Source organism: Rhodococcus sp. 06-1460-1B, assembly GCF_002258475.1.
Classification (GTDB): domain Bacteria; phylum Actinomycetota; class Actinomycetes; order Mycobacteriales; family Mycobacteriaceae; genus Rhodococcoides; species Rhodococcoides fascians.
The window spans coordinates 401,501-421,037 of the sequence record NZ_NOYS01000041.1; the positions used below are offsets into that span (position 1 = coordinate 401,501).

Here is a 19,537-nt window from a genome sequence, read left to right on the forward strand (position 1 = left end):
TTCTGACGTGGGCAAACTAACCCCTCAGCCGGTTGAGTAACACAGAGTTAACGTGGAGCATAGGTTATGTCAGTTTCGATAACCTTTGATCCACGAAAGCACAGGCCATGAAGTTCGTCGCTCAGTACCGCAACCGCCGCAACCACGTCCGCTCGCTCCGCGCCCTCTACGCACGCGCCAACGCTGTCTCCAGCCCGGCCATGCGTGACGAGCTCCTCGTTATCGCGCAGCGCTCGGATTTCTCGCGCTGATCGCTTTTTCGGCGTAGATCCAACCCAGCCCCCACAGGGCACCGAACACCCAGCCGGCCAGCACGTCCGTCGTCCAGTGCGCACCCAGATAGATCCGAGAGAATCCGATCAGCAGGGCCGCGACCACAGGCAACGTCAGTAGCACCGGCCGATGCAGCCACGGAGTGGACGATCGCAGCATCACCGCGATCGCCACCGTGGCAAGCAACATCGACATCGTCGCGTGGCCGGACGGAAACGAATGGCTCGAAATCTCCACCAGGCGTTCAGGAATCGGTGGACGTTCCCGCGCGAACGCGAACTTCAGCGCATTCATCAGCCCCCACCCGGTGAGCATCGAACCCGCGACCATCCACGCGTCGACAGTCCTCTTGGACGTCAGCAACGCGCCCCACGCCCCCGCGGACAACACGAACATCATGAAGGTGTTCCCCACCGTGGTGATGATCCAGAACATCGTCGTGACCCAGCCGACTCGATGCTCGACCATCCACTCCAACACGGCATGGTCAGGCCCCACGAGGTCGCTCCCAACTTTCCACACAATGCACTGTTCCGTCCGCGGTCACCCACCACGGCACAGCACGGTCACCGCTGACAGCTCCCGACAACCGCACCACCAGTTCACGGTGCACCACCACCGAACCTGTCGGCAGCGGTAGCCCGAGCACCGCACAGGCCAACACGGCCCCGGGCTCTCGATCCCACGAACTGACGCGTCCGACTCCGCGAACCTCGCCGGTGATGGCCTCCGACGCCCGCCTGATGTCGAGGACGTCGGCCAGCGCGGCTGCCGTGGTCATGTCCGAGAGCACCGCCACCTCCGGTGGCACGACCGGTGCCAGCCACGGCGCATCGACGACCAACCCGTCCGACGCATCGGCCACGGTGCCGCCGAGAGTGCGCACGCGATCCGGTGGATCGAGATCCGCCACGTCGATGCGTCGATCCAGGACGGCACTGGCGATCAGCGTGTGCGTGCGCGCGATCACCGCCGCCGTCGGATGTCGCTGCGGGTCCTCGAGTGCACGCAACAACACCCGCGCGCTCTCGACGCTCTCACACGTCGACGCGGCGAGCACCGCGTGCAGTTCGTCGGCGCGCGGATGATCCAACGGATCGAGCAGACCGGCGAACGTCTCGTCCGACGGCGCCCGGAACGTGGTCGGCGAGCGGTTGTCGATCAGCGCATGACGTCGCAGCCACCATGCCGTGTAGCCGTCCCGGTCGGTCATGGCTGCACGGGTACTCGGTTCGTCGAGCAGAATCGTCAGAGCTTCGGCCCAGGCATCCGACCGGACCAGGTCGAGATCACGAACCGCAACAAGGGTTTCCGGCTCCGTGGCCAGACTCGACCACCAGGCGGGCTCGTCGTCCAGGTCGTGATCCGGCCCCGTCGGACACTCGTCGCGCACCACCGAGAACCCCCAGCCGACGCCCACCGCGCGCAGGGCCCGCTCACCGAACCTGGCCACCGAGGCCGCCGACAGAACACCGAACGGCGAATCCCGAACCAACAGCCTCGCCAACGGTGCACCGGGCAGCAACAGTTCGTCCGCACTGCGCAATTCGCCCTCGTCGTCTTCGAGTGGCAGACTCCCGAGCCACCCCGGAAGCTCTCCCGCCTCCCCCGCCAGCGCCAGCACTGCCGACACCAGGCCATCCACCTCGTCGCCGTCCCAATCGAGATCGTCGAGGGCCGCTTCGAGGGCGGGATCCGACAACAGCTCGGCCGCAGTGGCCTCCCGCGCACCCAGCCGAATCAACAACGGACTCACCGCATCCGGATGCACCAGGCGTACCCACGTGACCTCGGCCGACGCGTCCGACCCGACGACGGTAGTCCGTGGACCGGTGACCGTACGACCGTCCGCAAGCGGAACCGGCAGCGCAGCAAGTTCTTCCGCTGCTAACCCGTCGACGACGAGCGGAGTCAACGCGTCGTACAGCCGCCGCCACCAGGCCGGCTCACGGGCCTGCCCGCCGAGCATCTCGGCCAACCGCGCCAACCCGATGCGGTGCACTCCCACCGCCGACAACGCCGACGCGTGCCGCGCGCCCGACAGAGTGGCGTCCACCAGATTCGGGACCACATCGAGCAACACCGCGGCGAGTTCCTCGGTGGCATCGGCCAGAACATGCGCACGTTCTGGTACGAGATCGGGTCCATCCGCAGCGGGAAGCCATGGTGCGGTGGACAATCGGCGAAAGATCAGCTCACGTAGCTCACCGTCGATAGCACTGCGCGCGAAGCCGACCTCGGGTACGAACGACACTCGCGCGGACGCAGGCAACGACGCCACGAAATCGGGATAACCGTGGGCCACCTCGGCGACAGAGACGCCGGGCAACACCCGTCGACGATCCGGCTGCATGGGTACATCGGCAACGACCAACGCGGGCAACGACAACAGCTCGTCCGACCGCGTCGGGGCCCGCAACACATCCGGCGCTGCGGGAACGGGTAGACCGTCGACCATCGGAACGATCCACCGCGCAGCCGAGGTGGTGTACTGCAGCCACGTTCGCGAACCGATGGCGATCTCGACGCGTGCATCGTCGAGTTCCGTTCTCACACAGTCGACGACGACACCATCGATCTCGATGGAATCCAACGCGTCGAGCTCGAGCAACAAGTCGACGGCCTCGTCGAGGAACCCCCCGGCAAAGGATTCCGCTTGCACATCGGGTCGCGGCGTCAACACGATCTCGGTATCGAACCCGGCAGCGGGCGGTGTGGAAGTAGGCCACGCCAACCGAAGCACCGGCACACCCGACTCCGGCACAGTCATGTCCCGCTCGCGCAACGCGCTCAGAGTGCGCTCGGCGCTGAAGATCACCCCGCCACCGCGCGAGCGGACCTCGATCTCGTCGGACGCCGATCGCACCGCGGTGAAGCCGACCCCGAACTGTCCGACACCCGGGTCGGCCGCAGCCTTCGCCGACGCCCGCAGCGCGGTGAGAGCATGCACACCCGACACATCCAGCGCGGCACCGGTGTTGGCGACATGCAACGCATCCGCCTCGTCGGTCCACACCGATAGCCGACCCGGGACGCCGGCTCGCTGCGCAGCATCAGCCGCGTTCTGTGCCAACTCGGTCAACAAACGATCGCGGTATCCCCCGCGCACCAGATCTGCCTCGGATGACGAATCTTCCCGCAGCCGCGTGGGCGAGGAACCCCAGGACGCGAGAATCGACTCGCGAAGCGACCCGGTACCGAAAGGATCGTTCAGCTCGGCGATGCCGAATCCTCGTGCTGCACACCATCGTCGACACTGGAATCGGCGACGAGATCGACATCGGAACCGACATGGGGCGTCTCGGCATCGACTGCGGGAGACGCGTCGTCAGTTGAAGAGGCGTCGCCAGTGGAAGGGGCTGCGTCAAGGGAAGGGACTGCGTCAGGGGAAGGCGCTGCGTCAGGGGAAGGCGCTGCGTCAGCGGCATCGTGCCCGGCCTCGACCACCTCTGGCTCTGCCGGTGCGGAGTCTGCCGACTCGGGTGCTGCCGATTCCGGTGCTGCCGCGTCGGGCTGGGGTACCTCGGACTCCCCCACCGCGACCGTCTCGGCAGACGAGACGGTCGCCTCCGAATCATTTTCTGCAACAGCATCGTTCGTCGTTGTGACGTTCGACTGTGCGGCACCGGTCGGCGACGGGGTGACGTCGAGTGCTGCGTCGTCGTACGGCTCGAACTGCGGCGAGCCCGCTCCGGTGGGCAGCTCGGTATCGGAGTGCGCGCCGCAACCGTATTCGACGTGCACCACATGACCGTCGGCGGCGAACTCGTTGCCACACACTCCGAACGCTGCGGAGAGCGATCCCGCGAGGGGTAGGTAGAAACCGCAGAGTCCGCACGTGGACGGCGCGGCCTTGGCCATCTCGCTGTCCGGGCCGAAGTCGCCGTCGTGCCATCGTTCGGCGGCATCGAGCCGTCCTTCGAGGCTGGTGACCTGAGTGCGGCCGAGCCCGATCTCGCCGGCCACCTCGTCGATGGCGGGGTCACCGGACGCGACGTATCCCGGCACCAGTCGCGGGTCGTCACGACGTGGAGAGAGCAGATCGCCCGGCCCGAGATCACCGGGTCGGATGCGCTCGTCCCAGGGCACCCAGGACGGTGCCACGAGAGCATCGGGACCGGGTAGCAGTACGAGTTCGCTGACGGTGGCGTGATCGGCGTCGTCGGGAGCAGCGACGACAACGGCCCACTGCCATCCGCGATAGCCGTCCAGATCGCTGGCGAAGCGGTGGGTGGCAGCGCTGTCGTCCTCCACGGTCACGCCGAGGTACTCGCCGACACCGCCCTCTCCCAGCTCGAGCAGAGCCTGCCGCGCGAGGTCCACGGCATCGGCCAAGACGGGGCGGATGGATCCGAGCTCTGGAGAAGATACGACACTCACACATTCAGTTTGCCGCATCAACTCGGTGACGCCCAGTTCGGGCTGCCATCATGGATGCAATGACCGTCCGCGCTCGCACCTTCGCTGCACTCGTGACGTCCCTGTTGACCGTCACCGCCTGTTCGTCCACGTCGGGTCCAGGCGACTCGGACCCCATCGCGTCGGACTCGGTACCCACGCTGGGTGCCGAGGTTCTGCGTTCCTACGATCGCGCCGACGACGCCTTCACTCAGGGGTTCGAGATCGACGGTGATGTGCTCTACGAGGGCACCGGGCTGGAGGGCTCCTCCTTCGTCCGCCGCACGTCGCTCGAGAACATGACCGAGCTGGAGCGGGTCGATCTGCCGTCCGACCTGTTCGGCGAGGGCATCACCGTCGACGGCAACACCCTGTGGCAGATCACCTGGCAAGACGGAGTCGCCATCGCCCGCGACCGAGACACCCTGGCCGAACAGCGCCGAGTGAACTACGACGGCGAAGGATGGGGGCTGTGCACGCAGGGTGAAGGAACCCCGGACGACCGACTGGTCATGAGCGACGGCACGTCCACCCTGACCTTCCGTGACCCCACATCCTTCGACGCCGTGAACACCGTCGACGTCACACTCGACGGCAATCCGGTGGAACGACTCAACGAACTCGAATGCGCCGAGGACGGCTCGATCTACGCCAACGTCTGGCAGACCTTCGACATCATGCGCATCGACCCCACCACCGGCCGCGTCACCGCCGTCGTCGACGGTAAGCCGATGTGGGATTCGATGTCTGCCACCGAGCGAAACGGAGCCGACGTCTTCAACGGCATCGCCCAGATCCCCGGGACCGACAGATTCCTCGTGACCGGCAAATTCTGGCCCAAGATCTTCGAGGTGCGATTCACCGATCCCGCGGCCGTAGGACAGAATTGATCACGTGACCGATCCGCGACTCCCCCACCCCACGCCAGGTGCGGAAAACACGGGCGTTGGCAACGAAACCGGTCACTCCACCGCTGATGAACAGAGCTCGGAGCATCCCGGTTTCGTCAACTATCCACCGGCCGACCCCCGTGCTGTCCAATCCGGTGCCGGCGGCCACGTTCCGAGCCGCCGCCAACCGTTGGCGCCGCTGCACCCGGCGCGCACGCAGCAGATCACTGCGGCGCGTGGCCGAACCGGCGGGCGTAAGCCACCACCGATGCCCAAGAAGCTCACCGTCACCCGCGTCGCGGCGATGCGTGGGCGCGAGCTGACCGGCAAAGGAATCGCGTCGTTCCAGCGGGCTGCGAAAGCCGATGGGGCCGACAAGTCCGGGCTGACCGCGCTGACCTACGCGACGATGGCGAACTTCGCATCCGACGCTGCCCTGGCGATTGCACTGGCCAACACGCTGTTCTTCTCCGCGGCGACCGGTGAGGACAAGACGAAGGTTGCGCTGTACCTGGTGATCACCATCGCGCCGTTCGCGCTGATCGCGCCGCTGATCGGCCCGTTGCTCGACCGGTTGCAGCACGGCCGACGCATCGCGCTGGCCACCTCGTTCGGCCTGCGTACCGTGCTGGCGGTGGTGTTGGTGTTCAACTTCGACAGTTGGGTGCTCTATCCAGCGGCGCTGGGCATGCTCGTCCTGAGCAAATCGTTTGCGGTACTCAAGAGTGCGGTGACGCCGCGGGTACTGCCACCGGAGATCGACCTCGTCCGCGTCAACTCGAGGCTCACCGTCTTCGGACTGCTCGGGGGAACCATCGCCGCAGGAGCTGTTGCCGGCGGTATCGCCTTTATCGCCGATTCGCCCGGCGCACTGTGGTTCGTCGCCGCGATCACCGTGCTCGGCGCATACCTGAGCATGCGCATCCCGTCCTGGGTGGAAGTGACCGAAGGCGAAGTTCCGGCCACCCTCGGCTACCACGCCGACCAGCATCACGGCAGCGATTACCCCGGCAGCGGTGCCCCGACCGAGAAGCTGAGGCGCACCCCGCCGCCGGCCACCGCCGCCAAGAACCGCAGGCAGCCACTGGGCCGTGCGGTGATCGTCGGACTCTGGGGCAACGGCACGATCAGAATTCTCACCGGCTTCCTCACGCTGTACATCGCGTTCGTCGCAAAATCCCGCACCGAACACGAGCCGCTGCAGCAGGCCGCGATGCTCGGACTGGTCGGAGCCGCCGCCGGTCTCGGCAACTTCGCCGGCAACGCACTCGGTGCCAGGATCAAGCTCGGCCGACCATCGGTGGTCGTCCTGCGGTGCACGGTCGCGGTGACGGTCGTCGCCGTCGTCGCAGCCGTCACGGACAGTTTGCTCACCGCCGCCGTGGCCGCCCTGGTCGCGTCGAGCGCAAGCGCACTGGCCAAGGTCTCGCTCGACGCATCTCTGCAGTCCGACCTGCCTCCGGAGTCCATTGCATCCGGGTTCGGCCGCTCGGAAACCGTCATGCAGCTGTGCTGGGTTCTCGGCGGAACGCTCGGGGTGTTGCTTCCCACCGAGTACTGGCTCGGTTTCACGGTCGTGTCGGTGTTGCTTACGATCGGCCTCGTGCAGACCTTCCTGACGTACCGCGGTCGATCATTGCTACCCGGGTTCGGTGGCAACCGGCCCGACCATGTCGAACAAGAAGTATCCGACAGCTCCTACGGCGAAAACGTGACCAAGTGAACCTGGCTCCCCGCACCAAGAAGATCGCGTCGCTGATCGCCGCCGGCCTGTTCGTCATCGCCGTCGCGTTCGTCGGTGTACTCGCCGTCCTGATCGGCAATGCTCCCGACAAGGAACCGGTCGTCACGGCGTACTCCAACGGTCGAGCCGTACAAGTCGAGCCGTACCTGTACTGCGCCGTGAGCGACCCGCTGTGCACCAACGTCGGCGAGACTGCCGAGATCCAGGTGGGTTCTGCCCCGACGGTGCAGTTGTCGATGCCCGAGGCCGTCTACTCCGCGCCGTGGGAACTGGCGCTGGTCTACGGCGACGACAGCGGGGCGGTCGTGGAGAGCAGCCAGTTCAATCAGCCGGGAACCCGGCTGAGCGTCACCGTCCCGACGACGGACGACGGCGGCCGAACCTTGCTCGGAATCGAGGTTCGGCTACCCACGGGAATCATCGACACCGACACCAATACCGAGAGCTTCGTCAGCCACGCGATCTGGTCCATCGGCACGCGTCCGTAACGATCAGCTGTCGAGCTCGCGAGCGACTGCGCGCACCACCTCGGAGATGCGCTGAGCGATCTTGCGGTCCGGGTACTTGCCTTTGCGGAGTTCCGGCTGCACCGTCGCTTCGAGCAGCGTGATCATGTCCTCGACCATGCCGTGCAGTTCGTCGGGTGTGTGCTTGCGCTCGACGGGCTCGCGGCGGGTGCTGCCGCTGTTCTGGCGAATCGACGGGGCAGGCTCGAGAACCTTCAGGCTCAGTGCCTGCGGGCCACGACGACCCGCGGCCATGCCGAATTCGACGCGCTGGCCGGCTTTGAGGCCGTCGACGCCTTCGGGCAGCGCTGACGAACGCACATACACGTCCTCGCCTTCCTCCTGCGAGAGGAATCCGAATCCCTTGTCGACGTCGTACCACTTCACCTTGCCGGTCGGCACTGAGCTCACCCGTTCATCTGTTGCTGTCGTTGGTTTCGTATCCGCACGCCCGATGTCGGGACCCTGCGGTGTGCACAAGTTTCGCGCCCCACGAAAACGCAGGACGCGAATACGCCAGTCTAGCGCGCAGGCCCCGAATAGGGCATTCCGGTTTTTCGCACGACGCACCGCCGCGCACTACCGTGGTGGTGTGGACTCATCAACTCGCAAGCGAAGTACTGCACTGCTGCGCATCGCGCTGGTGCTGTTCGCGATCGGCCTCGTCGCCATCGTCGCGATCCTGTTCTTCCCGGTCTTCTCCGACGCCAAGCCGCCACTGGGCCTGTACCTGACGGCGATGTTCTCGGCACCCGCCGGATTCGTGCTCGCTCTGGTGTACGCGCTGCTCTCCGGCCGCCGGGCGCGATAGATCATGCGACTGCTCCTGAACGTCATCTGGCTCGTGTTCGGTGGACTGTGGCTCGCACTCGGCTACTTCTTCGCGGGACTCCTGCTGTGCATCCTGATCGTGACCATTCCGTTCGGGATCGCGTCGTTCCGCATCGGCGTCTACGCCCTGTGGCCGTTCGGGTCGACGATCGTCGACAAGCCCGGCGCGGGTTCGGGTGCCCTCGTGGGCAACGTGCTGTGGCTCGTCCTCGCCGGGTGGTGGCTGGCGCTGACACACGTCGTCACGGCGATCGCGATGGCCATCACGATCATCGGTATTCCGCTCGCGATCGCGAACCTCAAGTTGATTCCGGTCTCGCTGATGCCGCTGGGAAAAGACATCGTTGCGGTTCGGTGACCTTTCGAGGCCCCCTCGCGTGATGTGACTTCCGTCACATCACGCTTCGGTAACAGACCGGCAACAGCACGGGGTCGATCACTGAGAACAGCCACTAGCTGGGCCTATTCGAGCGACCGGAATCAGACCGTCGGGACGGTCGCTGACACACGAAAAAATCGACAGTTACCAAATAGTGACGTAACCCGGGAATTTCAGTACGGTCAGCAGCGGCCGGAAAGTTCGGCCGAATTCCGGCCCGCAGCGCCAAACCTCGTCCCGCGGGAACCGGAACAACCCTCGACGATCACCCAGGGGACGAGGACGGGGGACCCACGTCCTCCACGGACAACCGGGAACTTGTAGCGACTTACGAAGCCGCACCGAGTTCCCTTGGGGTGAAGCCCAATTGCTCATCCGATATGGAAGAGCAAGAAGGCCGGGCTACCTCTCAGCCCGAACCCGACAGCTGACCTCGCAGGCGCGTGTGGAGAGGATTTCAACTCGTATGAGCGGACGTCATCGCAAGCCGAGCACCACTGGCAAGACCGTCGCAAAGGTCGCCGTCACCGGTGCCATCATGGGCACCGCGGGCATCGCCTTCACCGGTACCGCCAACGCGGCACCGGATTCCGACTGGGATCGCCTTGCACAGTGTGAAGCAGGCGGCAACTGGGGCATCAACACCGGCAACGGCTTCCAGGGCGGATTGCAGTTCTCCCCCAGCACCTGGAACGCACACGGTGGTCAGCAGTACGCGGCAACGGCCAACCAGGCCAGCCGTGAAGAGCAGATCGCAGTCGCCGAGAAGGTCCTCGACTCGCAGGGCTGGGGCGCATGGCCCTCCTGCTCCTCGAGCCTCGGCCTGAGCAGCGCACCCACCGAGCGCAGCGTTCCGGCCACCCCCAAGGCACCGGAAGTTCCCGCCCTCCCCGACCTGACGTCGATCCCGTCGATCGATGCGTCGGCCGAGGTCGTCAACGGCATCGTCACCGCCGTCCAGAACATCACCAACGATCCCCAGATCGCGTCGTTCGTCCAGAACGCCGCTCAGGGCATCCAGCTCGATCCGCAGGTCGTCAGCTTCTACCAGGCGAACAAGGCGTTCCTGCCCCAGTAGCAAGAACCGCCGCTCTACGAGAAAAGTCCCCGACATCGCGAAGATGTCGGGGGCTTTCTCGTGTTCGGGCGCCGTTGTCAGCGATTGACGACGGTCACCGGATGGGCGTAGGGCAGGTCTTCGACGGGCAGCGGGAACTCGGTGTCCTCACCGAAGGGCGACAAGCCACCCGATCGAGCGGACGAGAGTTCGGTCACCGCGTGGTCACCGCGAGCGGTTTCCGGCCAGCCTGGATCGACATAGGGCTTCTTCGACTTGTTCACCATGGGCCCATTTTGACACCTGCCCTGCGCCGAGCACCAGCCCAGGTCTCTAATCTGATAGACGATGACCGACACGACTGCGCCCCGACACACCGACATGCCTCCCGATCTGCCTCAGTGGATCGCAGCTCGCACAGACGCGGAGCTGATCAAGGCCATGTCGTTGCGTCCGGATCTGACTGCGCCGCCGCCCGCCTCGCTGGCAGTGCTGGCCGGCCGGGCAGAGCAACGCCGGTCGATCCTGCACACTGCGGACACCCTCGACACCCTGGCCCTGACCGTGCTCGAGATCCTGGCCATCGAAGAGGCCTACGAGCGTCCGGTCACCAGGGCCACGCTGCTGTCCGTCATCGCCAAGCGCGCCCCGGCCAAAGCCGTGGACAAAGCGCTGTCCCAACTGCGCGAACGCTTTCTCGTCTGGGGCGACGCCGCCGGGTTCCGGATCAGCGCAACCGCTGCGGACGCCGTGCCGTGGCGCATCGGCCGCGCACTCGACCCGGTGGACACCCTCACCGAAACCCACATCACCACAGCGCTGGCCGCACTCGAAGACGGCGAACGCAATCTTCTCGACACCCTGGCCAGATCGTCGCCCACCGGCCGTACCCGAGACGCCGCGCCGGGCACCCCACCCGATCGGCCCGTGCAGAAACTGCTCGCCGCAGGCCTGCTGATCTGGTTGGACGAGCAAACCGTCGAACTCCCCGTCCAGGTCGGACAGATATTGCGCGGCGAGCCCATGACGGATCCCCGCTCACTCGCCGAACCGAAGCTGACGACCACTGCACATGCGCTCGCCGACGTCGACGCTGCCGCGGCGGGCGAGGCACTGGAGCTCGGGCGGCACTGTGTGGCCATCATCGAGGCGCTGTCCGCGTCACCGGCTCCCGCCCTCAAGGCCGGCGGGCTCGGAGTGCGCGAGCTGCGCAAGATCACCAAGGCCACCGGACTCGACGACGACCGCGTGAGCATCCTCGTCGAACTGCTCGCCGCCGCCCATCTGATCTCCAGCGGAACCCCGGACCCTGTCCCCTCCGCCGACACCGGCGACGACTACTGGGCACCGACGCCCGCCGTCGACGCGTGGCTCGCCGCGGCCCCGGCCGCCCGCTGGCACACCCTCGCCTCCGCCTGGCTCGAGACGCCGCGAGCCCCGTGGGTGATCGGCATGCGCGACCCCAACGACAAGCCCATCGCCGCGTTGTCCGACGAAGTCCGCTCGCCTGCCGCGCCCCGCGACCGTCGCATGATCCTGGAGCTGCTCGCCGAGCTCGGCAGTGGACACGCCGCGACGCCCACCGACCTCACCCGCACACTGACGTGGCGTCGACCCCGGTGGTCCGGACGGTTCGGCGTGACACCCGTCGGGCACGTGATCGCCGAGGCGACCGCGCTGGGAGTGGTCGCGCGCGGCGCGATGTCGACGCCGGGACGCTCGCTGCTGCACGACGGTAATGCCGAGGCCGACATGCGCGCGGCACTCCCCGAGCCGATCGACTACGTGTTGGTGCAGGCCGACCTGACGCTGGTGGCACCGGGACCGCTCGAACCGGATCTGCAGGATCGGATCGCGCTCGTCGCCGACGTCGAGTCGGCGGGTGCCGCGACGATGTATCGCATCAGCGACACGAGCCTGCGCCGGGCCCTCGACGTGGGCCTGACGGCCTCGGAGTTGCATTCGTTGTTCGCGACCCATTCCCGCACTCCGGTTCCGCAGGCCCTGACGTATCTGATCGACGACGTGGCCAGGCGTCACGGCCGACTACGCGCCGGCGTGGCCGCGTCGTTCGTCCGGTGCGAGGATCCGGCGTTGCTCGCCGAGGTGATGGCCTCTCCGGCCGCCGAGTCGCTCGCCCTGCGCGCCCTCGCCCCGACCGTCGCCATCTCCCAGGCACCGCTGGCCGAGGTGCTGTCGGTACTCGCCGGAGCCGGATTCGCGCCCGCGGGTGAAGACTCGTCCGGCACCATCGTCGATCTTCGAGCCCGCGGCTCCCGGGTATCGGCGCGGCGGCCGCGTCAGACCTTCCGTACCCCGGCCGTTCCCACCGACGAGCAGCTCGGGTCGTTGGTACGTGGCATGCGAGCCGCCGACCGCGCTGCGGGCAACGGCGGTGCGGTGGTGCGCGCCGACGGATCTCGCGCGAGCAGCACCGCGACGATGACGCTGCTGCAGACAGCAGCGAAGGTCAAGCGCAGCGTCAGCATCGGGTACGTCGACGCGCAGGGCGTCGCGACCCACCGCATCGTCGATCCGATCAGCATCGGCGGCGGTCAACTCGACGCATTCGACCCCGCCACCGGGGGCGTGCGGCGGTTCACTCTGCACCGCATCACCTCCGTCGCCTTGGTGGACTGAGTCACTGCTCACGTGCACGCGGGCCCCTACCTGTGGACAATGGAGAAGTTGCGCTCTTTCGGGCGCAGCAGAAGTCTCTAGGAGGAACCGTGACCGACGGCCCGCTGATCGTCCAGTCCGACAAAACGCTGTTGCTCGAGGTCGATCACGAACTCGCGGGCGCAGCGCGGGCGGCGATCGCACCGTTCGCCGAGCTCGAACGTGCGCCCGAGCACGTGCACACCTACCGCATCACCCCGCTGGCGCTGTGGAACGCGCGCGCTGCCGGACACGATGCCGAGCAGGTGGTCGACGCACTGGTCAACTTCTCGCGCTACGCGGTACCCCAGCCGTTGCTGGTCGACATCGTCGACACGATGGCCCGATACGGCCGGTTGCAGTTGGTCAAGAGCCCGGTCCACGGTCTGGTGCTGATCAGCCTGGACCGCGCCGTGCTCACCGAAGTGATGCGGCACAAGAAGATTGCGCCCATGCTCGGCGCGATGGTGGACGAGGACACGGTCATCGTGCATCCGAGCGAACGCGGCCACGTCAAGCAGATGTTGCTCAAGATCGGCTGGCCCGCCGAGGACCTCGCCGGCTACGTCGACGGCGAAGCGCACCCGATCGAGCTCGATACCGAGGGCGGCAAGTGGACGCTGCGCGACTACCAGGAGATGGCCGCGGATTCGTTCTGGGCCGGCGGCTCCGGCGTCGTCGTGCTGCCGTGTGGTGCGGGTAAGACCATGGTCGGTGCGGCGGCGATGGCCAGGGCCAAGGCCACCACGCTGATCCTGGTCACCAACACCGTCGCCGGCAGGCAGTGGAAGCGCGAGCTCATCGCTCGCACGTCGCTCACCGAGGAGGAAATCGGCGAGTATTCGGGTGAGCGCAAAGAGATCCGCCCTGTGACAATCGCCACGTACCAGGTCATCACCCGTCGAACCAAGGGTGAGTACAAGCACCTGGAGCTGTTCGACTCCCGCGACTGGGGATTGGTGATCTACGACGAGGTGCACCTGCTCCCCGCACCGGTGTTCCGCATGACAGCCGACCTGCAGTCACGGCGTCGACTCGGCTTGACGGCCACGCTCGTCCGCGAGGACGGACGCGAGGGCGACGTCTTCTCGCTGATCGGGCCCAAGCGCTACGACGCGCCCTGGAAGGACATCGAGGCGCAGGGGTGGATCGCACCGGCCGAGTGCATCGAGGTGCGCGTCACCCTCACCGACGCCGAGCGCATGTCGTACGCGGTCGCCGAACCCGAGGAGCGCTACAAGCTCTGCTCGACGGCGCACACCAAGATCGCCGTCGTGAAGTCCATTCTGGCGAAACACCAAGACGCTCCGACGTTGGTGATCGGCGCGTACCTCGATCAGCTGAACGAACTCGGTGAAGCCCTGAACGCGCCGGTGATCCAGGGCTCGACCAAGAACAAGGAACGCGAGGTGCTGTTCGACGCCTTCCGCAAGGGTGAGATACAGACTCTGGTGGTGAGCAAGGTGGCGAACTTCTCGATCGACCTTCCCGAAGCGTCGGTGGCAGTCCAGGTTTCGGGAACGTTCGGCTCCCGGCAGGAAGAAGCCCAGCGACTGGGCCGATTGCTTCGGCCGAAACACGACGGTGGTCAGGCGCACTTCTACTCGGTGGTCTCGCGCGACACCCTGGACGCCGAATACGCCGCGCACCGGCAGCGGTTCCTCGCCGAACAGGGGTACGCGTACCGCATCACCGACGCCGACGACCTGCTCGGCCCGGCAATCTGACGCTTCGTGTCGGGATCGGCGGCATGCTAGGAATAGCAGTGTGCGCCGATTCGAGTTCCCCGTAGACGTAGCCCACGCGAAGTCGGTCAACGAGACGTTCACCGAACTTCGCCGGCTGCGGATGTCCGCGGCGCTCACGGCAGCGGTCCTGCTGGCACTGGGGATCTGGTTCTTCTGGATCGCGACGCCGTGGTCGTACATCCTCGGCGGCGTGTTCTGCATCGGGGCGGCGACGTCCCTGTGGGTCATGGTGTGGGCACCGAAGAAGATGGGGTCCATCGAATCGCTCTACACCCGGGGCGATCTGGTTCCGGCGGTGGTGGCCGAGACGATGCCGAGCGGCGCGACGTTGCTGTCGCTGGTCGATGTCGCGAAACCAGGAGTCGACGAGCCGCACTACGTCCTGATCACGCGCGTCGTCCGTGCGCTGCCCGGCCACGCCGTCGAACGCGGCGCCGAGGTGCCTGCGGTGTCGGTGCTCGCCGATCGCGGCCGTAACACCGGTGGACGCACCTGGCAGCTGGTGTCGGCGATGCCGATCGCCTGGGGCACCACCGACGCGGCCGTCCTGGCACGCGCTGCCGCCGAGATCACCGAGGGCGAATGGGCACTGCTGCACGCCAACATCGGCCTGTCGGAGAAGGTACGCAAGGCCAAGAACCAGCAGCTGCTCGTGGACCCCGCCGATCTGCCCGAGGACCTGACGCGGCCTACAGAAGAGCCGGGATGACCTCGCGCTCGAAGAGTTCGATGCCGGAGCGGTCGTAGGCAGCTTCGGGGAAGTAGAAGATTCCGTACGTCATGCCCTGCTGCTGCAGTTCGGTGAGGTTCTCGACGATCTGCTCGGGTGTTCCGACGGCGGGCATTCCGCGGTATGCGCCCAATGCCTCGTGTGCCTTCTCGGCTCCGACGTGTTCGGTCAGTCGAGCCTCGAGAGCGCGTAGCCGCTCCTGCACCTCGGCCTCCGTGGAGCCGATGGCCACGTTGTAGTTGGCCGAGCGGACGATGGCGTCGAAGTCCGTGCCGACGGTTGCGCAATGATCGCGCAGCAGAGCCGATTTGGCGGCGAAACCGGTAGGGGTTCCATCGAAGTTGGTGTAGTTCGCGTACTTCGCTGCGATCTTCAGTGTCACTTTTTCGCCGCCACCGGCGATCCACAGTGGGATGCCGCCCTCCTGCAGGGGCAGTGGGCGCACCACGGCACCGTCGATCTCGTAGTGCTTGCCGTCGAGATACACCTCGCCGGTGGTCCACGCTTGTTTGAAGATCTGCACGCCCTCGTCGAGGCGGCCCAATCGTTCACCGGCAGAGGGAAATCCGTAGCCGTAGGCGCGGAACTCGTGCTCGTGCCAACCGCCGCCGATACCCATCTCGACCCGACCGCCGGAGATGATGTCCACTGTCGCAGCAACTTTCGCCAGATAGGCGGGGTTGCGATAGGACATCGCCGTGCACATCTGACCCAGTCGGATACGCGAGGTGGACGCGGCGAGTGCGGACATCAGCGACCAGGCCTCGTGCGTCGCCTCGTCCGTCGCGACGGGAACGGTGTGGAAGTGGTCGTAGACCCACAGTGATTCCCACGGTCCGGCTTCGGCGGCAACGGCGTGCTCGCGCAGCACACTCCACTGCTGGGCCGGATCGATTCCGACCAGATCCAGCCGCCAACCCTGAGGCACGAACATTCCGAATCGCATGACAGGCACAGTACAGACGCAGGTCCGACGCTCGCGCCGGCTGTGTGAACTACGCTGCAGGAATGTCCGAGATGTTGCCGTCGCGCACAGTGACCCGGTTGCGCCCGTTCGCATCGACCATTTTCGCCGAGATGACCGCGCTCGCGGTGGCGAAGAACGCCGTCAATCTGGGGCAGGGATTCCCGGACACGGACGGACCGTCGGCCATGCTCGAGGCCGCGCGTGACGCCATCGCGAACGGTCTCAACCAGTACTCCCCCGGCCCGGGGATGCCGGTTTTGCGCGCAGCCATCTCCGACGACCGGCTCGCCCGGTTCGGACTTCGGTACGACCCCGATTCGCAGGTTCTCGTCACCGTGGGTGCCACCGAGGCCATCTCGGCGACGCTGCTCGGCTTGATCGAGGCGGGCGACGACGTGCTGTTGATCGAGCCGTTCTACGACTCCTATGCGGCCGCTGTGGCGTTGGCCGGAGCCACTCGCACGGCCGTACCCCTGGTCACCGACGGCAACGGATGGACCGTCGACACCGACGCCCTCGAACGGGCCGTGAGCCCACGAACGCGCATGCTGATCGTCAACTCGCCGCACAATCCCACCGGCACCGTGTTCGATCGCGAGACGATGATCCGTATCTCCGAGATCGCGATCGCCCACGACCTGCTCGTGCTCACCGACGAGGTGTACGAGCATCTGATCTTCGACGACGGTGTGCACACCCCCATCGCGACGCTGCCGGGCATGTTCGAGCGAACCGTCACCGTGTCCAGTGCCGCGAAGACGTTCAACGCCACCGGCTGGAAAACCGGGTGGGCGCTCGGACCGAAAGAGCTGATCGATGCGGTGCGCGCCGCGAAGCAGTTCATGAGTTTCGTCGGCGGCACCCCGTTCCAGCCCGCCGTCGCGTACGCACTCGGTCACGAGCAGTCGTGGATCGCCGCCATGCGCGACGGTCTGCAGCGCAAGCGAGACACGCTGTCCGCGGCGTTGACCGAGGCGGGTGCGGACGTCAAGCACAGCGCTGGAACGTATTTCGTGTGCGCCGATATCGCACCGATCGGCCGCGGTGATGCGTACGAGTTCTGCCGCACCCTGCCCGATCTCGTGGGCGTCGCCGCGGTACCGGTGACTGCCTTCGTCGACGAGCCCGCGCCGTGGAAGTCTTTGGTGCGCTTCGCTTTTTGCAAGCAGGACCACGTGCTCGCCGATGCCGCCGAGAGGTTACGGCGATTGTGACTGCGCAACCGACGATTCCGGCGTACTTCGTCAGGCAAGCCGTCGACCTCGCGGCCAACGGCGGAGTGGACCTGACGTACCCGTTGTCGATGGCCGGGATCGGAACCACCATTCTCGACGACCCGGCGGAGCGGCTCACCACCCGACAGGTCACCGCGTTCACCCAGGCCGTCTGGGCGATGACCGGCGACGAACTCTTCGGACTCGCCGCAGTTCCCGTGCGGCGCGGCAGTTTTCGGGTGGTGTGTCAGACGTTGATACACACGGAGAATCTGTGGGCAGCGCTGATTCGAATGTCCGAGACCATGCGCGTGCTCATTCCGGTGAAACCGATGACGCTGGATCGAACCGAGCAGTCGACGGTCCTGACGGTGCACGTCGAAGCCACGACCGACCTCAGCCCCGAAGCGAACGAGCTCGCCGAGCGATTGCTGACCGACTTCCTGTTGATTCTGCTGCATCGGTTCGCGGCGTGGCTGATCGGTAACCGGGTCAAACTCCTGTCGGTTCAGTTGCCCTATGCACTGCCCGGGCCCGAGGCCGGGAAGATGTACGACACCATATTCGGAACTCATGTGCAGTTCGGATCCGACCGCGCCGCACTGGAATTCGACACCGCGCTCATGCGCGCCCCGATAGTGCAGACCGAGGCGACACTGGCCGAGTACCTCGCGGAGTCACCCAACCTGCTGTTCTCGTCGAGGGACTACGACAGCACTGCGTCGAGTCAGGTCCGAAGGGCCCTGGAGACCGGATTCAGAGGCGGTACGCCGGCTACCGAAGAGATTGCGGCCATGCTCAACATCAGCCCGCCGCATCTGCGCCGCGTCCTTCGCCAGGAAGGCACTTCCATCAATCAGCTCCGCGAGGAGGTTCTGCGCGACGCTGCCATCTCGGGGTTGAGCCGCGGCGACAGCGTGGACGACATCTCGGCCCGCCTGGGTTTCTCCGAACCGAGCGCATTCCGCCGAGCCTTCAAGCGCTGGACCGGGCAAACTCCCGGCGCGTACCGATAGAGCTCGGCGCGATCAGCTGACGCAGAACTCGTTGCCCTCGGGATCGGTCATGGTGATCCAGGTGCTGGGCCCTTGCTGCCCGCGATGCAGTACCGACGCGCCTCGACCTTCGAGTGCAGTCACCACCGCCTCGCGTCCGTCACCGACACGAACGTCGAGATGGAGTCGATTCTTCACGGACTTCGATTCGGGTACCGCCTGAAACAGCACCCGCGGGGTGCCCGGAGATTCCGGATCGGTGATGCCCTGGCCTGCTCGCCACACCAGAACGCCGTCGAACACGGTTGCGTCCTCCTCTCGGGCGTGGCCTGCCGCAACCATCTCGCGAATGAACTCCTCGTTGCTGGGTTCGACCTGCCAGCCGAGAGTGTGTGCCCACCATGCCGCGAGCGCATGCGGGTCGACGCTGTCCACGACGACCTGAATTCGGTAACCCATGCGAGAACGATACCGCCGGGAGCTGGCAATGGGAACACCTGTTCGATACAGTCGAGTCATGTCGCTCGCGATGCAAGGTTCGCTGTTCGGTGACGACGACGGTGGCGTCGGGTCGCTGCAGTCCGTCACCCGCCGCGAGCTGACGCTCGGTGCCTGGGTCGATGTGCGGCCGGGCTGGTTGTCCGACAGCGATCTCTTCGATTCGCTGGTCGCCGACGTCGACTGGCGCGCCGAACGTAGGCAGATGTACGACCGCGTGGTCGATGTGCCGCGCCTGGTTCGGTACTACGCCGAGCGCGAGCACTGGCCGCATGCGGCACTGTACGAGGCCCGCGATGCACTGGACGACCACTACCGAAGCGAGCTCGGGGAGTCGTTCGCCACCGCGGGACTGTGTTACTACCGCGACGGGTCCGACAGCGTCGCCTGGCACGGCGACAACATCGGCCGCAGCGCCACCGAGGACACGATGGTGGCGATCGTATCGCTCGGTGCGACAAGACAACTCATGCTCCGTCCCCGCGGCGGCGGGACCTCTCTGAAATTCAGCCTCGGTCACGGCGACCTGGTGGTGATGGGCGGGTCCTGTCAACGGACCTGGGAGCATGCAATTCCCAAATCGACCCGCGCGGTCGGCCCACGCATCAGCGTGCAATTTCGACCGCGCGGGGTTCGTTAACGCACGACG

The 19,537-nt window shown here is 66.2% G+C and carries 19 protein-coding genes, 1 pseudogene and 1 riboswitch; of the genes and pseudogenes, 13 read left to right on the top strand and 7 right to left on the bottom strand.

The genetic code is table 11. The features are described 5' to 3' along the window. Positions 1–107 precede the first annotated feature (107 nt). Entirely contained in the window at positions 108–251 is a 144-nt protein-coding gene (locus CH268_RS28015) for a hypothetical protein (protein WP_167327272.1), read from the top strand. Here CH268_RS28015 and CH268_RS24835 read toward each other — a convergent pair. The 3 genes and pseudogenes from CH268_RS24835 to CH268_RS24845 form a co-directional block, all read right to left on the bottom strand. Next, positions 220–771 (bottom strand): phosphatase PAP2 family protein, encoded by a 552-nt coding sequence (locus CH268_RS24835; protein WP_230591092.1) that lies wholly within the window; start codon positions 769–771, stop codon positions 220–222. The genes CH268_RS28015 and CH268_RS24835 overlap by 32 nt on opposite strands. Beyond that, positions 761–3,487: a sacsin N-terminal ATP-binding-like domain-containing protein gene (locus CH268_RS24840; RefSeq protein ID WP_094666171.1), complete on the bottom strand. Its 2,727-nt coding sequence runs from the start codon at positions 3,485–3,487 to the stop codon at positions 761–763. Before CH268_RS24840 ends, CH268_RS24835 begins: the two co-directional genes overlap by 11 nt. Before the next feature lie 248 nt (positions 3,488–3,735). After that, positions 3,736–4,671 (bottom strand): annotated as a pseudogene (locus CH268_RS24845) (DUF3027 domain-containing protein); the annotation flags it as partial. 41 nt (positions 4,672–4,712) lie between these two features. Between CH268_RS24845 and CH268_RS24850 the strand changes: the two are divergent. From CH268_RS24850 to CH268_RS24860, 3 genes are read left to right on the top strand one after another with little or no spacing between them, the layout of a single operon-like run. After that, the gene (locus CH268_RS24850; protein WP_441346997.1) at positions 4,713–5,561 is read left to right on the top strand and encodes a glutaminyl-peptide cyclotransferase; all 849 of its coding nucleotides are present in this window, start codon (positions 4,713–4,715) and stop codon (positions 5,559–5,561) included. 4 nt (positions 5,562–5,565) lie between these two features. Continuing rightward, the gene (locus CH268_RS24855) at positions 5,566–7,284 is read left to right on the top strand and encodes an MFS transporter (RefSeq protein ID WP_217900942.1); all 1,719 of its coding nucleotides are present in this window, start codon (positions 5,566–5,568) and stop codon (positions 7,282–7,284) included. Further along, positions 7,281–7,793 (top strand): DUF2771 domain-containing protein, encoded by a 513-nt coding sequence (locus CH268_RS24860; protein ID WP_032381659.1) that lies wholly within the window; start codon positions 7,281–7,283, stop codon positions 7,791–7,793. The genes CH268_RS24855 and CH268_RS24860 overlap by 4 nt, the downstream gene beginning before the upstream one ends. Before the next feature lie 3 nt (positions 7,794–7,796). Here CH268_RS24860 and CH268_RS24865 read toward each other — a convergent pair whose 3' ends face one another. Beyond that, on the bottom strand, positions 7,797–8,213 hold the full coding sequence (locus CH268_RS24865; protein ID WP_167327283.1) for a cold-shock protein: 417 nt from the start codon (positions 8,211–8,213) through the stop codon (positions 7,797–7,799). A 190-nt stretch (positions 8,214–8,403) separates the two neighbouring features. Here CH268_RS24865 and CH268_RS24870 point away from each other — a divergent pair, with 190 nt between their 5' ends. The 3 genes from CH268_RS24870 (at position 8,404) to CH268_RS24880 (ending at position 10,099) form a co-directional block, all read left to right on the top strand. After that, a complete protein-coding gene (locus tag CH268_RS24870) occupies positions 8,404–8,622 on the top strand; it encodes a hypothetical protein (protein ID WP_027495896.1) in 219 nt (72 codons plus the stop codon). Between the two features lie 3 nt (positions 8,623–8,625). Next, positions 8,626–9,000, top strand: coding sequence for a YccF domain-containing protein (locus CH268_RS24875; protein ID WP_027495895.1), 375 nt, complete (start codon positions 8,626–8,628; stop codon positions 8,998–9,000). 270 nt (positions 9,001–9,270) lie between these two features. After that, positions 9,271–9,479, top strand: a riboswitch (cyclic di-AMP (ydaO/yuaA leader). An 8-nt stretch (positions 9,480–9,487) separates the two neighbouring features. Next, complete coding sequence (locus tag CH268_RS24880; protein ID WP_027495894.1) at positions 9,488–10,099, top strand: transglycosylase family protein; 612 nt, start codon at positions 9,488–9,490, stop codon at positions 10,097–10,099. A gap of 77 nt (positions 10,100–10,176) precedes the next feature. Here CH268_RS24880 and CH268_RS24885 read toward each other — a convergent pair whose 3' ends face one another. After that, entirely contained in the window at positions 10,177–10,365 is a 189-nt protein-coding gene (locus CH268_RS24885; RefSeq protein WP_008719333.1) for a hypothetical protein, read from the bottom strand. Between the two features lie 61 nt (positions 10,366–10,426). Here CH268_RS24885 and CH268_RS24890 point away from each other — a divergent pair, with 61 nt between their 5' ends. From CH268_RS24890 to CH268_RS24900, 3 genes are all read left to right on the top strand, one after another. Further along, a complete protein-coding gene (locus tag CH268_RS24890) occupies positions 10,427–12,718 on the top strand; it encodes a helicase-associated domain-containing protein (protein WP_032365879.1) in 2,292 nt (763 codons plus the stop codon). Between the two features lie 89 nt (positions 12,719–12,807). After that, the gene (locus CH268_RS24895) at positions 12,808–14,463 is read left to right on the top strand and encodes a DNA repair helicase XPB (RefSeq protein ID WP_027495892.1); all 1,656 of its coding nucleotides are present in this window, start codon (positions 12,808–12,810) and stop codon (positions 14,461–14,463) included. A 40-nt stretch (positions 14,464–14,503) separates the two neighbouring features. Beyond that, positions 14,504–15,193, top strand: coding sequence for a DUF3239 domain-containing protein (locus CH268_RS24900; RefSeq protein ID WP_057473690.1), 690 nt, complete (start codon positions 14,504–14,506; stop codon positions 15,191–15,193). Here CH268_RS24900 and CH268_RS24905 read toward each other — a convergent pair. Continuing rightward, positions 15,174–16,160, bottom strand: a complete 987-nt coding sequence (locus CH268_RS24905) for an LLM class F420-dependent oxidoreductase (protein ID WP_048319332.1) — start codon at positions 16,158–16,160, stop codon at positions 15,174–15,176. The two genes, CH268_RS24900 and CH268_RS24905, sit on opposite strands and share 20 nt — an antisense overlap. A gap of 62 nt (positions 16,161–16,222) precedes the next feature. On the opposite strand from CH268_RS24905, the gene CH268_RS24910 reads away from it, so the two are divergent. Next, the gene (locus CH268_RS24910) at positions 16,223–17,395 is read left to right on the top strand and encodes a pyridoxal phosphate-dependent aminotransferase (RefSeq protein WP_094666215.1); all 1,173 of its coding nucleotides are present in this window, start codon (positions 16,223–16,225) and stop codon (positions 17,393–17,395) included. After that, positions 17,392–18,411, top strand: coding sequence for an AraC family transcriptional regulator (locus CH268_RS24915; RefSeq protein ID WP_027495889.1), 1,020 nt, complete (start codon positions 17,392–17,394; stop codon positions 18,409–18,411). Before CH268_RS24910 ends, CH268_RS24915 begins: the two co-directional genes overlap by 4 nt. A gap of 12 nt (positions 18,412–18,423) precedes the next feature. On the opposite strand, the gene CH268_RS24920 is transcribed toward CH268_RS24915, so the two are convergent. Next, positions 18,424–18,849 (bottom strand): VOC family protein, encoded by a 426-nt coding sequence (locus CH268_RS24920; protein ID WP_094666174.1) that lies wholly within the window; start codon positions 18,847–18,849, stop codon positions 18,424–18,426. Between the two features lie 58 nt (positions 18,850–18,907). On the opposite strand from CH268_RS24920, the gene CH268_RS24925 reads away from it, so the two are divergent. Continuing rightward, entirely contained in the window at positions 18,908–19,528 is a 621-nt protein-coding gene (locus CH268_RS24925) for an alpha-ketoglutarate-dependent dioxygenase AlkB (RefSeq protein ID WP_032390754.1), read from the top strand. Positions 19,529–19,537: the final 9 nt, after the last annotated feature.